A 14,844-nucleotide genomic window follows, 5' to 3' on the forward strand; every position below is an offset into this window, starting at 1 on the left:
ACGACTCATTTAACAACTCATCGAGTTATCTGCCGTTGAGGAGTAAACTCTACCCGGCGAAGTAAAGTATGCGGGGTGACATGGCAAATAGTAAGCAACCATCGCTGTTTGATGATGACGCAGCTAATGAATCTGTGCCTCAGCGAATCGAATTGCCGGATGGTGAACTGACTCTGTATCCGCACTGGATCACCGATAAACAAGTGGCTGCGTTGTTTGATCAGCTGGAACAGCAGGTGCCCTGGGAGCAATCGACGATTCAGATGTATGGTCGTCCGGTGCAGATCCCGCGTCTCAATGCCTGGTTTGGTGATGAAGGGTGTGATTATCAGTATTCGGGTTATCAGTTACCTTTGCATCCATGGCTGGCGCCTTTGACTGAGTTGCGCCAGCGTCTGCACCAAGAGTTGGGCATCACCACAAATTCTGTATTGGTAAACCTGTATCGCAATGGGCAGGACAGTGTCGGCTGGCACAGTGACGATGAGCCAGAGCTGGGACGGGATCCGGTCATTGCTTCCATTAGCCTGGGCGGCGAAAGACGATTCAGTTTGAAACATCGTCGTCACAAATCAGTGAAACCCTTACATCTGTCGCTGCCGTCGGGTTCACTGTTGGTGATGTCCGGGCAAACACAGCATCATTGGCATCATTGTTTGCCCAAAATGCAAAGCATGACAGAGCCCAGAATCAACCTTACATTTCGACAGGTCTTTCCGGGATTTCGACGGTCATCAAAGTGAAACAAAGTGTGAGCCAGTTCCTGTTTCGTACTAGACATAATGGAAGTGGCTCAGATATTACTGGAATAATGTTTTTGGCATTAAAATCCTTTTTGTAGCGGGGTAAAAACTATAAAATCGCTGCTATCAGGTGAGTGGTGCTAGGATTCGCGAAAGCCAAGTGGTACATTCAGAAACTATCAAGGAACCTGTCTCGTCATCATGGAACAAGAAGATTAAATTATTTTGCAGAGTCCAGTGAGTTTGGGGCCGGAGACGTTACTTTGACTAAAATATTGGTGGTCGATGACCACGAACTTGTGCGCATGGGATTGGTCAGAATGCTATCCGATGTCACCGAGTTCGATGTAGTAGGTGAGGCTTGTTGTGGGGAAGAAGCCTCAAGCCTGACACGTGACCTGGCACCAGACGTTGTACTGATGGACGTTAAAATGCCTGGCATAGGGGGCATTGAAGCAACCAAGAAGCTTCTGGCCGTGCATGACTACGTAAAAATCATTGCGGTTACCGCGTGCGATGATGATCTGTTTCCTGCGCGCTTATTGCAAGCGGGAGCTATGGGCTATGTGACGAAGGGCGCAGATCTCAATGAAATGATCAAGGCGATCCGCGCTGTGTGCGCCGGTGACCTGTATATGAGCAACAGTGTGGCTCAGCAACTTGCCCTGAAAAATTTTGGTGGTAGCAAGGTCAAAAAATCACCGTTCGAGACCCTGTCAGAAAGAGAGCTGCAAACAGCCATGCTGATTGCCACGGGCAAAAAAGCTCAGGAGATTGCGGATACTTTTTGTGTGAGTCCAAAAACCGTCAACAGCTACCGTTATCGTATTTTTGACAAACTCAGTATTAACAGTGACGTTGAGCTGGCACTGTTAGCCGTTAAGCATAATATTCTCGATGTCGAGGCTATTCTTTAATTCGAGGCCATTCTTTAATTGGGTGTGTTAGGTGTTTGTTTGAATGTGGCGGTTCTGTAGAGGCCTGTCTTATTAAGGTCAGTCAGTCTGCCTCAGTGGTTTATCCCTTTTATGAATGATCCGGAATCCAATAATTCTTCCTCGCGAAACTTCTCTGATGAAGTGGCGCCCGACAAGGCATTCGACGCCAAGAGTTTTCTCAAGCAGGTCAGCCGTCAGGCGGGTGTCTATCAAATGTACGGCTCCGACGGAAAAATCCTGTACGTCGGCAAGGCCAAAAACCTCAAAAGTCGTCTTTCCAGTTACTTTCAGTCCTCCGGTCTGGCGCCCAAAACCCGGGCTCTGGTGTCCCGCATTCAGCATGTCGAAGTAACCGTCACGCCGACCGAAGCCGAAGCGCTCCTGCTCGAACAAAACCTGATCAAGCACCAGCGGCCGCCATTCAATATCCTGCTCAGGGACGACAAGTCCTATCCCTACATCATGTTTACCAGCGGCGATGAGTTTCCCCGACTGGCCATGCACCGTGGGGTGAAGCGCAAGGGTGTCAGCTACTTTGGGCCGTTCCCCAATGTGGGGGCAGTCAAATCGAGCCTGTCTTTCCTGCAGAAAACCTTCCGCCTGCGACAGTGCGAAGACAGCGTGTTCCAAAACCGTACGCGTCCCTGCCTGCAGTTTCAGATCAATCGCTGCACCGCACCGTGTGTCGGCTATATCGATGAAGAAACCTACCGCGAAGACATTCGCCACGCCGAGATGTTTCTGCTGGGCAAAAGTCAGGCGCTGGTTACAGAACTCGCCGACCTGATGGAAGCGGCTTCTAACGAATTGAACTTCGAAAAAGCCGCAGAGTACCGGGATCAGATCTCGGCACTGAAGCGGGTGCAGGCCCAGCAAATTGTCGAAAGCGGCACCGCCGATGTGGATGTGGTTGCCTTGCATCAGCAGGGCGAGCTGGTCTGTGTCCATGTGTTGTACATCCGCCAGGGCAGGATTCTCGGCAGCAAGAGCCACTACCCCAAAGGCCAGATGATGGGCACGGAAAGCGAATTGCTCGAAGCCTTTTTGGGTCAGTTCTATTTGCAGTCTGTCGAGCGAGACTTCCCGAAAGCGGTGCTGTTAAGCCATGAAGTGGCCAGTGTGGATGTTCTGGCAGAAGCCATCCAGCAGCAGTCAGGGCGTCAGATCACCTTTCAGAACAGCTACCGCGGACAGCGACAACAGTGGATGCAACTGGCCGCATCAGCCGCCAAGGAAAACCTGCAAGCCAAGCTGGCCAGCAAGCAGAATACCTTGCAGCGCTTTGAAGCCCTGCAGGATGCGCTGGGGCTGGAATCCATGCCCGAGCGTCTGGAGTGTTTTGATATCAGCCACAGCCACGGCGAACTGACCGTAGCTTCGTGCGTGGTGTTTGATACCAATGGCCCGTTAAAAAGCGATTACCGCCGCTTCAATATTGAAGGCATCACCGGTGGCGACGACTACGCTGCCATGGAGCAGGCGCTGCACCGTCGATACACACGGTTGCAAAAAGGCGAGGGGGTCTTGCCCGACATCCTGCTGATCGATGGCGGCAAGGGACAGCTCAACCGTGCCGAGGAAGTGCTGGCAGGCCTGGCGGTTACCGGAGTACTGATCGTCGGTGTGGCCAAGGGCACAACCCGCAAAGCCGGCTTCGAAACCCTGATTTTACCCAAGGGCGAAGGGGAGATGACCCTGGCCTCGGATTCCCCGGCCTTGCACCTGATCCAGCACATACGGGATGAGTCCCACCGGTTCGCCATCACCGGCCACAAGCAGCGCAGGGACAAAAAGCGACGTACCTCGCGGCTCGAAGATATCCCCGGCATTGGTGCCAAGCGCCGGCGAGAATTACTGAGGCATTTCGGTGGTTTGCAAGGGGTGCAGAAAGCCAGCGTTGGTGATCTGGCCAAAGTCCCGCTAATTAGCAAAAAAATGGCCGAAGATATTTACAGTGCTCTAAACACCGAGTAAGTTGCAGCGTGCGAATGACACTGATGCCTTTCAGTGCTGCCCACCAGAATTGAAGACCAGCCCTGTGTTGGTAATATTGAGTAGTTATGACACTTGCTAACCAGCTGACTTTATTTCGTATTATCCTGATCCCGCTCTTGGTTGTTGTCTTTTACTTGCCGTTTGAGTGGAGCTTTCCTGTCTCTTCCATCATCTTCTCCATCGCTGCCATCACCGATTGGCTGGATGGCTATGTCGCCAGAAAGTACGATCAATCCACGCCGTTTGGAGCCTTCCTCGACCCGGTCGCCGACAAACTGATGGTGGCCGTGGCCCTGGTCTTGCTGGTCGGAGTGCACGGCAGCGCCTGGTTTGTAATACCGGCGGTGATTATTGTCGGGCGCGAGATCGTCATCTCGGCCCTGCGGGAATGGATGGCCGAACTGGGCAAGCGTGCCAGTGTTGCCGTCTCTTACCTTGGCAAGATCAAGACCACCGCCCAGATGGCCGCCATCATTGTCTTGCTGGCCTTTGATCCTGCGCTTTACCCGACCTGGATGATCATTGGCTACATCACCCTCTATATCGCAGCAGGGCTGACACTGTGGTCTATGATTATCTATCTGAAAGCCGCCTGGCCTGAGCTGATGTCCAAAGAGCATCGGTAATGATGGCTCTTGTGGTTGGCGAGTATTGTGGCTGTTGGAGCAGGGGCTAAAGAAAGCGTATTAACTCCTTGACTACAAAAGAGATATCCGTAAAATGCCTCCCACTTCACCACTGGTGAATGCGGTATCAGGCAGACTTTGGGTTCCCTTAAGATTTTGTCGTGATACATCTCAGGAATACTTCTCTTTAGTCTCCTGAACTTGAAGGCGCGGTGGCAGAGTGGTCATGCAGCGGACTGCAACTCCGTGTACGCCGGTTCGATTCCGACCCGCGCCTCCACTAATTTCCAACAACTCAGACCCTGTCTGGCTTGTACCAGCCAAACCCACCCCCGGCGTTTGGTGATGTCGTTAGAAGACATAATCTGACGATAGCAAGTAGGGCCCAATCCCTACTATAAAAAAACCTTCCTCGCCCGGATGGTGGAATTGGTAGACACAGGAGACTTAAAATCTCCCGACTTCACGGTCGTGCCGGTTCAAGTCCGGCTCCGGGCACCATTCAAAGATTCTGACTTCCAATCGCTGGCTTCATCCTTTCTGAATAGTGTTTTTACCTTTTCGAAACGTTTCGAATCACTTGACCGTTTGCGCTGTGTGTTAATGCCCATCCAAAGAAGTGCAACAGCCCAACGTTAGTGAGCTGTAGTGCTTTTAGTGAGCGGTAGTACTTTTAGTGATCGGTAGTACTTAAAAAAACGACGGGTGATACATTAAAACGGCTTGCCAGCGCATTGATGTGATCCAGAGTCAGATTACGCTTACCGCTCAAAATCATGGAAACCAAGCTCTTGCCACCAATCTCGTCCTTCAGGTCATCAGCTTTTAATTGGTGTTGATCCATAAGAGTCTTTAGCGCGGCGACACCATCACCCAGTGCGGCAATTCGAGCATTAAACTCTTGAAACTCATCAGCCTGATCCTCCCATCGCTCAATCGAAGCCGATAGGATTTCAATAAGAGGGCGGTAGGTGTCGTATTCTTCAATCAGTTCATCCATTAACTCTAGGGCGCTCTGATACTCTTCCTCATTGTTGATATGCCCCAAAAACGAGGCATCAGAAAACAAGTCTTTTGCTTTAGTTTTCACTTGTTCAAAGTCGATCATTATTCAGCCTCCTTCGCGTACTTCTTGCAAAGCTTGTCATATTCACTGTGAGTCACGATATGCTTAACGTACATTCGGTTATCGCGGAACTCGATAAAGGCGATCATTCGCAAGTTATTACCGCCAATATCCAGAACCCACCTTTTGTCTTTGTATTTAAAGTTGTCCAGGCTAGGCACAACCCTTCTCAAGTCATCCGGCGAGTTGAAACTGCTGTTTCTCAAGACCTTATACAGGGCATCTATAGCCCCAGAATCATTGGGGTAACGCTTAGCCGCATCGTTGAACGGCTTCCTTGATATTACGTGCATTTAACTTCCTTGAGTTCACAATATGTAGACTATAGGGGATTGGGCTTTGTTTACAAGTTGTGAACTCTTGGGTTTGCAGGGTTTACTGTAAAGGTGTTCTCCAAGCCATTGCCCTCCCAAACCCGCTCACCCTAAGTCTGTCGAAGGGTCTGCAATACACACAATCCCAGCCACTCAAGGAAGAGTCATGCCCGCAGGCATCCGCTTTGCTTCATTCAATCTCTACAATTCCACCAAACCCGCTCGCCCTGAGCTTGTCGAAGGGCCGCGCCACCAGACTCCGCTCGCCCTGAGCCTGTCGAAGGGCCATACCACCAAACCCAATTGCCCTGAATACTCGGCTAGTCTTAGTATCGAGGTCTGAAGGAGTCCCATAGAACCGCAGATTTCATGCTATAGTACGGCAACTGAAAACAGAACGATTTATGCGACAGTGAGTATAGGATCAAGCCCTAATGGATAAGGCGAAACTCTCCGAAACGGATATCATCACCAAATTCATTCTACCCGCCGTAGAGAGCGTCGGGTGGGACAAGATGGCGCAAATCCGCCAAGAGGTTAAGCTGCGCGACGGCAAGGTGATTGTGCGTGGTCAGATGGGTATGCGCAAAACCGTCAAAGCCGCCGATATTGTTCTATACCACAAGCCCAATCTGCCTCTGGCGGTGATTGAAGCCAAGGCCAATAAGCACGAGATGGGCAAGGGCATGCAGCAGGGGCTGGATTACGCCCGTCTGCTCGACGTACCCTTTGTATTTGCCAGCAATGGCGATGGCTTTATCTTCCACGATAAAACCAACCCTGCCGCGCTTGAGACCGAAATCAGCTTGCATGACTTCCCAAGTCCCGAGACCCTGTGGCAAAAGTTCTGCGCCTACAAAGGCTATACCGACGCTCAGCTACCCATAATTCAGCAGCCTTACTATAACGACGGCAGCGGCAAAAGCCCGCGCTACTACCAGCTTCAGGCCATCAACAAAACCATTGAGGCGGTCAGCAGCGGGCAAGACCGTGTACTGCTGGTTATGGCCACCGGCACCGGTAAAACCTACACCGCCTTTCAAATTATCTGGCGACTGTGGAAGGCTCGGCAGAAAAAGCGCATTTTGTTCCTGGCAGACCGCAACGTGTTGGTGGATCAAACCCGCATAAACGACTTTCAGCCCTTTGGCGAAGCCATGACTAAGGTCACCAAGCGCACGGTTGATCCGGCCTACGAAATTCATTTGGCCCTATATCAAGCGCTTACTGGCCCTGAAGAACACCAAAAAGCCTATAAGCAAGTCGACCCGGACTTTTTCGATTTAATCGTGATAGACGAGTGCCACCGTGGCTCCGCTGCCGAAGACAGCGCCTGGCGTGAAATTTTGGAATACTTCAGCGGTGCCACCCAGATCGGCTTAACCGCTACCCCCAAAGAAACCGAAGAGGTGTCCAATACCGATTACTTTGGCGATCCGGTGTACACCTACTCGCTCAAAGAGGGCATTGAGGACGGCTTCCTTGCCCCCTACAAAGTCGTGCGTGTGGATATCGACATCGACGTAGAGGGTTGGCGCCCCACCAAAGGCCAAACCGACAAACAGGGTGAGGTGATTAAAGACCGTATCTACAACCAAAAAGATTTTGATCGGGTGATGGTGATCGATGAACGCACCCAACTGGTAGCCGAAACCATCACCAACTACCTCAAGCGCACCGACCCCATGGCCAAAACCATTGTCTTTTGTAACGACATTGATCACGCCGAACGTATGCGTCGGGCTCTGGTTAACCTCAATCCTGAGCAAGTCGCCAAAGACGACAAATACGTGATGAAAATCACCGGCGACGACGCCATCGGCAAGGCCCAGCTGGATAACTTTATTAACCCTAAAAAAGCCTACCCGGTTATTGCCACCACTTCCGAGTTGATGACCACCGGGGTCGATGCCAAAACCTGCAAGCTGGTGGTACTGGATCAAAACATTCAGTCCATGACCAAGTTTAAGCAAATTATCGGTCGTGGCACCCGCATTGACGATCGCTACAACAAACTCTGGTTTACCATTCTGGACTTTAAAAAAGCCACCGAGCTGTTTGCCGATGAACGCTTTGACGGCATCCCTGAAAAAATCATCAAGCTCAAACCAGACGTGATTAACGACCCGGATTCCGACGAGTTGGAAGACGCGATTAACGACCCCACCAATCAGAATGAAGATGGGGCAGAAGGTGACAACACCAACGAAATCAACGATGCAGACCCGCCGAATTACGGTGATGATACGCCGTTTGGCACCGGCCCCATGGAGGGCGAGGTCGGCAGTGAATACATTAAATACCACGTGTCCGGTGTAATCGTGAAAAAACTGGACGAGCGCGTGCAGTATTACGATGCTGACGGCAAGCTGGTGACAGAATCTTTTAAAGACTACACCCGCAAGGCCGTGCAGCAGCAATTTGCCTCGCTGGATGAATTTATCAACAAGTGGAACGAAGCTGACCGCAAGCAAGCCGTTATGGATGAGCTGGCAGAGCAGGGCGTCATCTGGGAGGCCCTGCGTGAGGACGTAGGCCGCGACCTGGATGCCTTCGACCTGATCTGTCACGTTGCCTTTGATCAGCCGCCGCTGACGAGAAAAGAGCGTGCCGACAATGTCAAAAAGCGCAATTACTTTGGCAAGTATTCCGGCACGGCTCGCGCTGTGCTGGAAGCCCTTTTGGATAAATACGCCGATGCCGGTATACCCGAAATCGAAAGCATGAACGTACTTAAAGTGCAGCCCATCAGCCAATATGGCTCGCCGCTAGAGATTGTAAAGCAGGGCTTTGGCGGCAAACCCAAATACCAACAGGCCATCGCGGATCTGGAGCGCCAGCTCTATCAGGAATCCCATCAAACGGCTTAACCTTCTACGCAGTATTGCCGCAATCACCAATGGGTGTTTGTGGCCTTTGAATCAGAGAAACCTATGTCCATCAGTACCGTAATCAAATCCATTCAAGACATTATGCGCAAAGACGCCGGCGTCGACGGCGACGCCCAGCGCCTGGGCCAGCTCAGCTGGCTATTGTTTCTTAAAATATTCGATGCGCAAGAAGAACAGCTAGAGCTAGAGCAAGACGACTACCGCGAACCCATCCCCACTAAATATCTTTGGCGTGAATGGGCTGCCGACGAGCAGGGCATTACCGGTGACGAGCTTTTGGAATTCGTTAACGACGATTTATTCCCAACGCTCAAAAACTACGAAGCCAATATTCAAACCAACCCGCGTGGCTTTATCGTGCGCGAGGCCTTTAGCGATGCCTACAACTACATGAAAAATGGCACACTCTTGCGTCAGGTTGTTAACAAGCTGAACGAAGTCGACTTTACCAACTCCAACGAGCGCCACCTGTTTGGCGATATTTACGAGCAAATCCTTAAAGACTTGCAAAGCGCCGGTAACGCCGGTGAGTTCTATACTCCCCGTGCCGTCACCCGCTTTATTGTCGAGATGGTCGACCCGCAACTGGGCGAGGCAGTGTTTGACCCAGCCTGCGGCACAGGCGGCTTTTTGGCCTGCGCCACGGACCATATTCGCACCCACTACCAAAAAACCACGCAGGATTACCAAACCCTGCAAGGCCAAATCGCCGGGGTGGAGAAAAAGCAACTGCCGCATTTGCTGTGCACCACCAATATGTTGCTGCACGGCATCGAGGTGCCGTCCAATATTCGCCACGCCAATACGCTCAATCAGCCACTGTCCAACTGGGACGCCGATAAAGATGTGGTGATCACCAACCCGCCCTTCGGCGGCATGGAAGAAGACGGTATCGAGAAAAACTTCCCCGCCGAGATGCAAACCCGCGAAACGGCGGATTTGTTTCTGCAACTGATTATCGAAGTATTAAAAGAGGGCGGTCGCGCCGCCGTGGTACTGCCTGACGGTACCCTGTTTGGCGAGGGGGTCAAAACCAAAATCAAAGAGCAACTGCTGAAAGAGTGCAATCTGCATACTGTGGTGCGCCTGCCTAACTCGGTATTTGCCCCCTATACCAGCATTAAAACCAATATCCTGTTTTTTGATAAAGGCACGCCTACCGAACACGTTTGGTACTACGAAGTCCCTCTGCCCGAAGGTGTAAAAGCGTTTAATAAAACCAAACCCATGCAGTTAAAGCACTTTGATGATTGTCGTGCTTGGTGGGGCAAACGCGAAAACGGCTTTAAAACCCGCGAGGAAAACCGCTGGGCCTGGAAGGTTAGTATTGATGAAATCAAACAGCGCAATTACAACCTCGATATTAAAAATCCGCACGTCGAAGAACAGGTGATTCACGACCCCGATGAGCTACTGGCCCAATATGCTGAGCAGCAACAGGACATACAAGACTTGCGCGATCAGCTAAAAACCATTCTCGGCGAAGCTTTATCTCACTAAGCCCACGTCATTGCGAGGAGCGTCAGCGACGCGGCAATCTATCTATGAAAAACACAGAACATGTCATTACAGAGCATCTGGATCTTTGGAGCAGTGCCATCACAGCCAAAAATACCACTGGTCGAGGCAGTAATAAGAAAATAGAGCTGTATGGGGTTAAAAAACTGCGTGAGCTGATTTTGGAGTTGGCTTCAGAAGGAAGGCTAGTTAAAAGGACATCTAGTGCTCAATGTAAGAAGAGCTTAAGTGATGTCGTAGAGTTAGTTATGGGGCAGGCTCCACCGGGTTCGGAGTGTAACAAGAATGGAATCGGAACCATCTTTGTAAAAACTGGTGAGTTCGGTGACCTATATCCAAAAGTCGAAGAGTGGACAACAAAACCCTTAAAGCTGGCGCGTCGCGGTGATGTATTGATTTGTGTGGTCGGTGCAACAATTGGAAAGTTAAACTTAGCAATTGATTGCGCTATTGGTCGGAGTGTTGCTGCAATCCGCCCTAGCAGTATTATAAATACTGAATTTCTTTATTATTCGCTAATGCCTTTTACTATGCGAGTCAGAGAAAAAAGTAAAGGCTCTGCGCAGGGGGTGATAGGGAAGTCGGTTTTAAATGCCGTTGTGATTCGAGTGCCTGATATTGAGGAGCAAATTGCGATCGTCAATGAGGTGGGGAGACTAATGGCCCTCTGCGACCAGCTGGAAACTCAAACCGAGCAGAGCCTGGACGCCCACGCCACCCTGGCCGACACCCTGCTGGATGCACTCACCCAGGCCCAAAGCCACACCGAGCTAATGGAAAACTGGGCAAGGTTAGAGCAAAACTGGGACATTCTCTTCCCCAGCACCATCGCCGGCATCCGTGCCATTGATAAACTTAAACAAACCATCTTGCAGCTGGCTGTTATGGGTAAGCTCGTCAAGCGAGACCCCGCTGACGAGCCTGCTAGCGAACTGCTTAAGCGTATTGCCGCTGAGAAGGAGCAGTTGGTTAAAGAGAAGAAAATCAAAAAGCAAAAGCCGCTGCCGCTGATTTCTGAGGAAGAAAAGCCGTTTGAACTGCCGGAGGGATGGGAGTGGACTCGACTTGGCGATTTTGCATACGTTTTCTCAGGTAATTCTTTTAAAAGCCAAGATTTCAATGAGCAATCGGGTGTGCGAGTCATCAAAATAACGAATGCTGGCGTTGGTAAATTAATAGAAACTGAAGACTTTTTACCGAGCGAGTTCTCAACTGAGTACCCGAACTACGTGGTTCGTAGAGACGACTTAATCCTAGCTCTAACTCGACCGTATATTTCAACTGGCCTCAAGGTGAGTTCTTGTCCGGCTTCTTATGATGGAGCATTGCTTAATCAGCGAGTAGCTGCCATTAGAGCATTTACAGAAACAGAGTTTCTTTACTCTTACATGCAAAGCGATTTTGTTTTGGGTCTTTATCAGCGTAGGTTTGGCGGTTCAGGTTTGCAGCCAAATTTGAAAGTAGGCGATGTGACAGATTTGGTTATTCCTGTGCCTCCACTCGAAGAACAAAAACGCATAGTCGCCAAAGTCGAAAAGCTCACCACCCTCTGCGACCAACTCAAACAACGCCTACAAACCGCCCAGCAAACTCAGCAACACTTTACCGATGCGGTGGTGGCGGGGGCCTTAGCATAAGTGAAAGTAACTACATTTCGATTGGAAAACCCTGCTTTTCAGGAGGTGGGTAGACCTCCGTTCATTACCACTGAGGCCGTTTTTAGTGTTCCTGTTTTGCCAGCCTATGCACAGCATTACACCTCTTTGGAAATGGATAATAGCCGTCACGTTGATGTTGGGTATGTAAAGCCGGTTTATCAGCTGCAAGGTAGCAATGTGATTGTCGCTAGCCATGTTTACGATCATATACAAAAGCCGTCCGGTACGCTGACTGTCTACCATGCTGGTATTAGAGACTACCGCTTATTGTTCCCACATATAGATAATTTAGAACTGGTGGCTCGTCTGGCTGACTTTGCAGAAGAGGCCGATAAAGCTTTTGAAAGCCAGGCGTGGTTTTCTTATGTGGTGATGGCAGGTGCTGTTGTTGAAGGCCTCCTTTGGTATCACTTTAAAAAGCCCAACTTCAATTGGATGATAAATCTTGCACGAAAAAATGAACTCCTGAGTGCTTCTGAGGTAGACCTCGTCAACGAAGTTCGTGAAGCCCGCAATTTAATTCACGCAGAGAAATTCCAAACGGTAATTCCGGGTCGTCAGTTGGCGCTGGATATAAGCGTGACTTACGACAGGTTGATCAAGTTTAAATGCCCTCAAACTGAATATAGTGGGTAAGTCTAAGTTTACTCTTAATCTCGAATAACGAATGGGACTCAGATATATGTCTTGATTGCTATCCAGCCATACTTACTATATGTGGTTTAAGTCTTAAGTTGTGAGTCTGCCTGTATTCAGGGTTTGGCGGTAAGGCCCTTCGACAGGCTCAAGGCGAGCGGGGTTTGGTGGTATAGCCCTTCGACAGGCTCAGGGCGAACGGGTTTGGGTGGTATGACCCTTCGATCCTTCGTCGGGCTCAGGACAGGGCGAGCGGGGTTGGGTGGTATGGCCCTTCGACAGGCTCAGGGCGAACGAGTTTGGGGGTAAGTCTCTTCAACGGAGGGCGAACGGGTACGGTGGTTGGCCTTTGATCTTTTGATGAGCACAGATTTTAGGCTAAATAATTCCGAACGTTCTACCATTACCGTTCGCCCTGAGCCTGTCGAAGGGCATTCTCCGCAAGTCGGGATACTGCCTCCCAATCGCCACGTATCATGGCCTCCTTTTTCTTTCTGCTCCAGCCTTTGATTTGTTGTTCGGCCGCAAGTGCTTCTTCCCGTGTTGTAAAAGACTGGCTGAATACCAGTTCGACGGGTAGTCGCCTCGCCGTATAGCAGGTTGGGAATTGTCTGGTGTGATGTTGGTTCAACCTTTGTTCGAGGTTGTCTGTGTGTCCGGTGTAGTAACTGTTGTCACTGCATTTAAGGATGTATAGCCAGAAATTCATACTCTATCCTTAGAGAATTTGGTCCTTTGTATTGAACACCTTTTAGTTTGGTGTTCAGGGGTTGGTAGTATGGCCCTTCGACAGGCTCAGGGCGAGCGGGATTTGTGGGTATGGTGTGGCCCTTCGAACCTTTGGCGAGCTCAGTGCTGGGCTGGCGGGATTTTGTTGAAACCGTTCACCCTGAGTCCTGAGCTCGTCGAAGAATCGAAGGGTTGGTGGGGACAGGCTGATCTTGATGAAGGTGTGGTGGTACGGCCCTTCGACAGGCTCAGGGCGAACGGAGATTTGTGGAAGCCGTCCTCATTCGAACCTCAAGGACTCAAAAACTCCGCCCGGGTATGAATATTATCCCGAAAACACCCACCAAGCGCCGTGGTGCTGGTTTGCGAGTTACTATCCTTAACCCCTCTAGCTTTAACGCAATAATGACTGGCATCAATACTCACTGCCACATCGTCGGTCTCTAACAAAGTTTGCAGGGCAATGAGGATCTGCCGGGTCAGGCGTTCTTGCACCTGTGGGCGCTGGGCAAAGAACTGCACGATGCGATTGATTTTGGACAGGCCGATGATTTTACCGGCGGGGATGTAGGCCACTTTAGCGAGGCCGTCGATGACAACGAAGTGGTGTTCGCAGGTGCTGGTGAGATTGATGTTACGGACTTTGACCATTTCGTCCGCGCCCATTTTGTTGTCGATGAGTGACAGTTTTGGAAACTGTTGGTAATCGAGGCCGGCGAAGATTTCATGGACGTACATTTTGGCAATGCGGTGGGGTGTTTCGGTCAGGCTGTCGTCGTTTAAATCCAGCCCCAGGGTGCCAACCACTTCTGCCATTAAGCCCTTGATGCGCTCGTACTTCTGTTCGCTGGTGAGGCCGTTTTCCACCAGCGGGGTTTCCAGGTTGTGTTCTATGAGCGCTTCTCTGACCACTAGCGCATCACGGCTTATTTCTGCTGTTGTCATAATGGTTACTCATTTGCAGGGTTGATGTGCTGGTTCATGTTCCAAAGGCGATGCCGTCATTCAGGTATCCGTAATCCTGAGCGGTCGCTGCAAGCTGCCAGCACATGGGTAATTTTTAAGGTTTTACGAGGCTGTTGGGGTTTTAGATCACTGTTGGTTAACGCTTGGGCGGATTAAAAGGTGGGCTGCAGAATAGTCTGTGTCTGGGGTGAGCGCTTTATGCGTCAAGCGGGGGAGTGTGGGGCGTGTTGTCGGGGGTATAAAACAGGGGAGGTTAAAGCTTGGGTCAACGGGTTGGTAAAGGCTCTCATCCCTGAGAGGTCAACGAATCCAAAAGTATTGAAGGTGGGTTGAATGTCTTTGTGTGGTCTTTAAGTGGTCAGCTCTACTGTGGGGGCTTCTGGCGCATTATTCTGTACCGAAGCGGCGCCATTCTCCGCAGACTCTTTGGAGGCATAGCCCTGGCTGCTGAGAATGATCTCGTGGTTGCCTGCCTTCAAGTTGAAATACCATTTGCCGCCGTTGCCTTCAAAAACGGTGTAGCGCTCGGGCAGCGGGGCGTTTTTCTTGACGGATTCTATGCCGTTGAGTGCGCCCGCTTTGGCTTTGTAGCCCTCCGACGCGCCAATATTCTCTCCGTTGCCCGCCTTCAAGCGAAAGCGAAATTCACCAGCCTTGTCTGTGTATAGCTCAAATTTTCCGTGTGCCATTATTGTTAAGCCTCA

The 14,844-nt window shown here is 50.6% G+C and carries 13 protein-coding genes and 2 tRNA genes; 10 read left to right on the forward strand and 5 right to left on the reverse strand.

The features are described from left to right. Window positions 1-80 precede the first annotated feature (80 nt). The 6 genes from KOI40_RS11380 (at window position 81) to KOI40_RS11405 (ending at window position 4,803) form a co-directional block, all read left to right on the forward strand. On the forward strand, window positions 81-743 hold the full coding sequence (locus KOI40_RS11380) for an alpha-ketoglutarate-dependent dioxygenase AlkB family protein (protein WP_233710214.1): 663 nt from the start codon (window positions 81-83) through the stop codon (window positions 741-743). 263 nt (window positions 744-1,006) lie between these two features. Continuing rightward, complete coding sequence (locus KOI40_RS11385; protein ID WP_216097652.1) at window positions 1,007-1,660, forward strand: response regulator; 654 nt, start codon at window positions 1,007-1,009, stop codon at window positions 1,658-1,660. 111 nt (window positions 1,661-1,771) lie between these two features. Next, complete coding sequence (gene uvrC / locus KOI40_RS11390) at window positions 1,772-3,655, forward strand: excinuclease ABC subunit UvrC (protein WP_216097653.1); 1,884 nt, start codon at window positions 1,772-1,774, stop codon at window positions 3,653-3,655. A gap of 86 nt (window positions 3,656-3,741) precedes the next feature. Beyond that, window positions 3,742-4,302: a CDP-diacylglycerol--glycerol-3-phosphate 3-phosphatidyltransferase gene (gene pgsA, locus KOI40_RS11395; RefSeq protein WP_216097654.1), complete on the forward strand. Its 561-nt coding sequence runs from the start codon at window positions 3,742-3,744 to the stop codon at window positions 4,300-4,302. 206 nt (window positions 4,303-4,508) lie between these two features. Then, a tRNA-Cys gene (locus tag KOI40_RS11400) sits at window positions 4,509-4,582 on the forward strand. A gap of 134 nt (window positions 4,583-4,716) precedes the next feature. After that, window positions 4,717-4,803 (forward strand) — tRNA-Leu (locus tag KOI40_RS11405). A gap of 172 nt (window positions 4,804-4,975) precedes the next feature. Here KOI40_RS11405 and KOI40_RS11410 read toward each other — a convergent pair. Next, window positions 4,976-5,410: a helix-turn-helix domain-containing protein gene (locus tag KOI40_RS11410; protein ID WP_216097655.1), complete on the reverse strand. Its 435-nt coding sequence runs from the start codon at window positions 5,408-5,410 to the stop codon at window positions 4,976-4,978. Further along, window positions 5,410-5,721: a type II toxin-antitoxin system HigB family toxin gene (locus tag KOI40_RS11415; RefSeq protein WP_216097656.1), complete on the reverse strand. Its 312-nt coding sequence runs from the start codon at window positions 5,719-5,721 to the stop codon at window positions 5,410-5,412. Before KOI40_RS11415 ends, KOI40_RS11410 begins: the two co-directional genes overlap by 1 nt. A gap of 455 nt (window positions 5,722-6,176) precedes the next feature. Between KOI40_RS11415 and hsdR the strand changes: the two genes are divergently transcribed. The 4 genes from hsdR to KOI40_RS11435 all read left to right on the forward strand — a co-directional run bounded on the left by hsdR (window position 6,177) and on the right by KOI40_RS11435 (window position 12,445). After that, window positions 6,177-8,612 carry an EcoAI/FtnUII family type I restriction enzme subunit R gene (gene hsdR / locus KOI40_RS11420; protein WP_216097657.1) on the forward strand — a complete coding sequence of 812 codons (2,436 nt, stop codon included), beginning with the start codon at window positions 6,177-6,179 and terminating at the stop codon, window positions 8,610-8,612. A gap of 63 nt (window positions 8,613-8,675) precedes the next feature. Then, on the forward strand, window positions 8,676-10,133 hold the full coding sequence (locus KOI40_RS11425; protein ID WP_216097658.1) for an N-6 DNA methylase: 1,458 nt from the start codon (window positions 8,676-8,678) through the stop codon (window positions 10,131-10,133). Between the two features lie 44 nt (window positions 10,134-10,177). Continuing rightward, a complete protein-coding gene (locus tag KOI40_RS11430) occupies window positions 10,178-11,788 on the forward strand; it encodes a restriction endonuclease subunit S (protein WP_216097659.1) in 1,611 nt (536 codons plus the stop codon). Beyond that, entirely contained in the window at window positions 11,789-12,445 is a 657-nt protein-coding gene (locus KOI40_RS11435; RefSeq protein ID WP_216097660.1) for a hypothetical protein, read from the forward strand. It abuts the gene before it with no gap. Window positions 12,446-12,848: 403 nt separating this feature from the next. On the opposite strand, the gene KOI40_RS11440 is transcribed toward KOI40_RS11435, so the two are convergent. From KOI40_RS11440 to KOI40_RS11450, 3 genes are all read right to left on the reverse strand, one after another. After that, a complete protein-coding gene (locus KOI40_RS11440; RefSeq protein ID WP_216097661.1) occupies window positions 12,849-13,154 on the reverse strand; it encodes a GIY-YIG nuclease family protein in 306 nt (101 codons plus the stop codon). 311 nt (window positions 13,155-13,465) lie between these two features. After that, complete coding sequence (folE, locus tag KOI40_RS11445; RefSeq protein WP_216097662.1) at window positions 13,466-14,119, reverse strand: GTP cyclohydrolase I FolE; 654 nt, start codon at window positions 14,117-14,119, stop codon at window positions 13,466-13,468. A gap of 371 nt (window positions 14,120-14,490) precedes the next feature. Then, complete coding sequence (locus KOI40_RS11450; RefSeq protein ID WP_216097663.1) at window positions 14,491-14,829, reverse strand: YegP family protein; 339 nt, start codon at window positions 14,827-14,829, stop codon at window positions 14,491-14,493. Between the last annotated feature and the right edge of the window lie 15 nt (window positions 14,830-14,844).

The sequence above is a fragment of the Pseudomaricurvus albidus genome (genome assembly GCF_018863235.1).
GTDB lineage: Bacteria > Pseudomonadota > Gammaproteobacteria > Pseudomonadales > Cellvibrionaceae > Pseudomaricurvus > Pseudomaricurvus albidus.

What these genes read in the sequence shown, in the direction of transcription:
- KOI40_RS11380 (WP_233710214.1), top strand. Translation starts at nt 81, where the DNA reads ATGGCAAATAGTAAGCAACCATCGCTGTTTGATGATGACGCAGCTAAT.
- uvrC (WP_216097653.1), top strand. Translation starts at nt 1,772, where the DNA reads ATGAATGATCCGGAATCCAATAATTCTTCCTCGCGAAACTTCTCTGAT.
- pgsA (WP_216097654.1), top strand. Translation starts at nt 3,742, where the DNA reads ATGACACTTGCTAACCAGCTGACTTTATTTCGTATTATCCTGATCCCG.
- KOI40_RS11410 (WP_216097655.1), bottom strand. Translation starts at nt 5,410, where the DNA reads ATGATCGACTTTGAACAAGTGAAAACTAAAGCAAAAGACTTGTTTTCT.
- KOI40_RS11415 (WP_216097656.1), bottom strand. Translation starts at nt 5,721, where the DNA reads ATGCACGTAATATCAAGGAAGCCGTTCAACGATGCGGCTAAGCGTTAC.
- hsdR (WP_216097657.1), top strand. Translation starts at nt 6,177, where the DNA reads ATGGATAAGGCGAAACTCTCCGAAACGGATATCATCACCAAATTCATT.
- KOI40_RS11425 (WP_216097658.1), top strand. Translation starts at nt 8,676, where the DNA reads ATGTCCATCAGTACCGTAATCAAATCCATTCAAGACATTATGCGCAAA.
- KOI40_RS11430 (WP_216097659.1), top strand. Translation starts at nt 10,178, where the DNA reads ATGAAAAACACAGAACATGTCATTACAGAGCATCTGGATCTTTGGAGC.
- KOI40_RS11440 (WP_216097661.1), bottom strand. Translation starts at nt 13,154, where the DNA reads ATGAATTTCTGGCTATACATCCTTAAATGCAGTGACAACAGTTACTAC.
- folE (WP_216097662.1), bottom strand. Translation starts at nt 14,119, where the DNA reads ATGACAACAGCAGAAATAAGCCGTGATGCGCTAGTGGTCAGAGAAGCG.
- KOI40_RS11450 (WP_216097663.1), bottom strand. Translation starts at nt 14,829, where the DNA reads ATGGCACACGGAAAATTTGAGCTATACACAGACAAGGCTGGTGAATTT.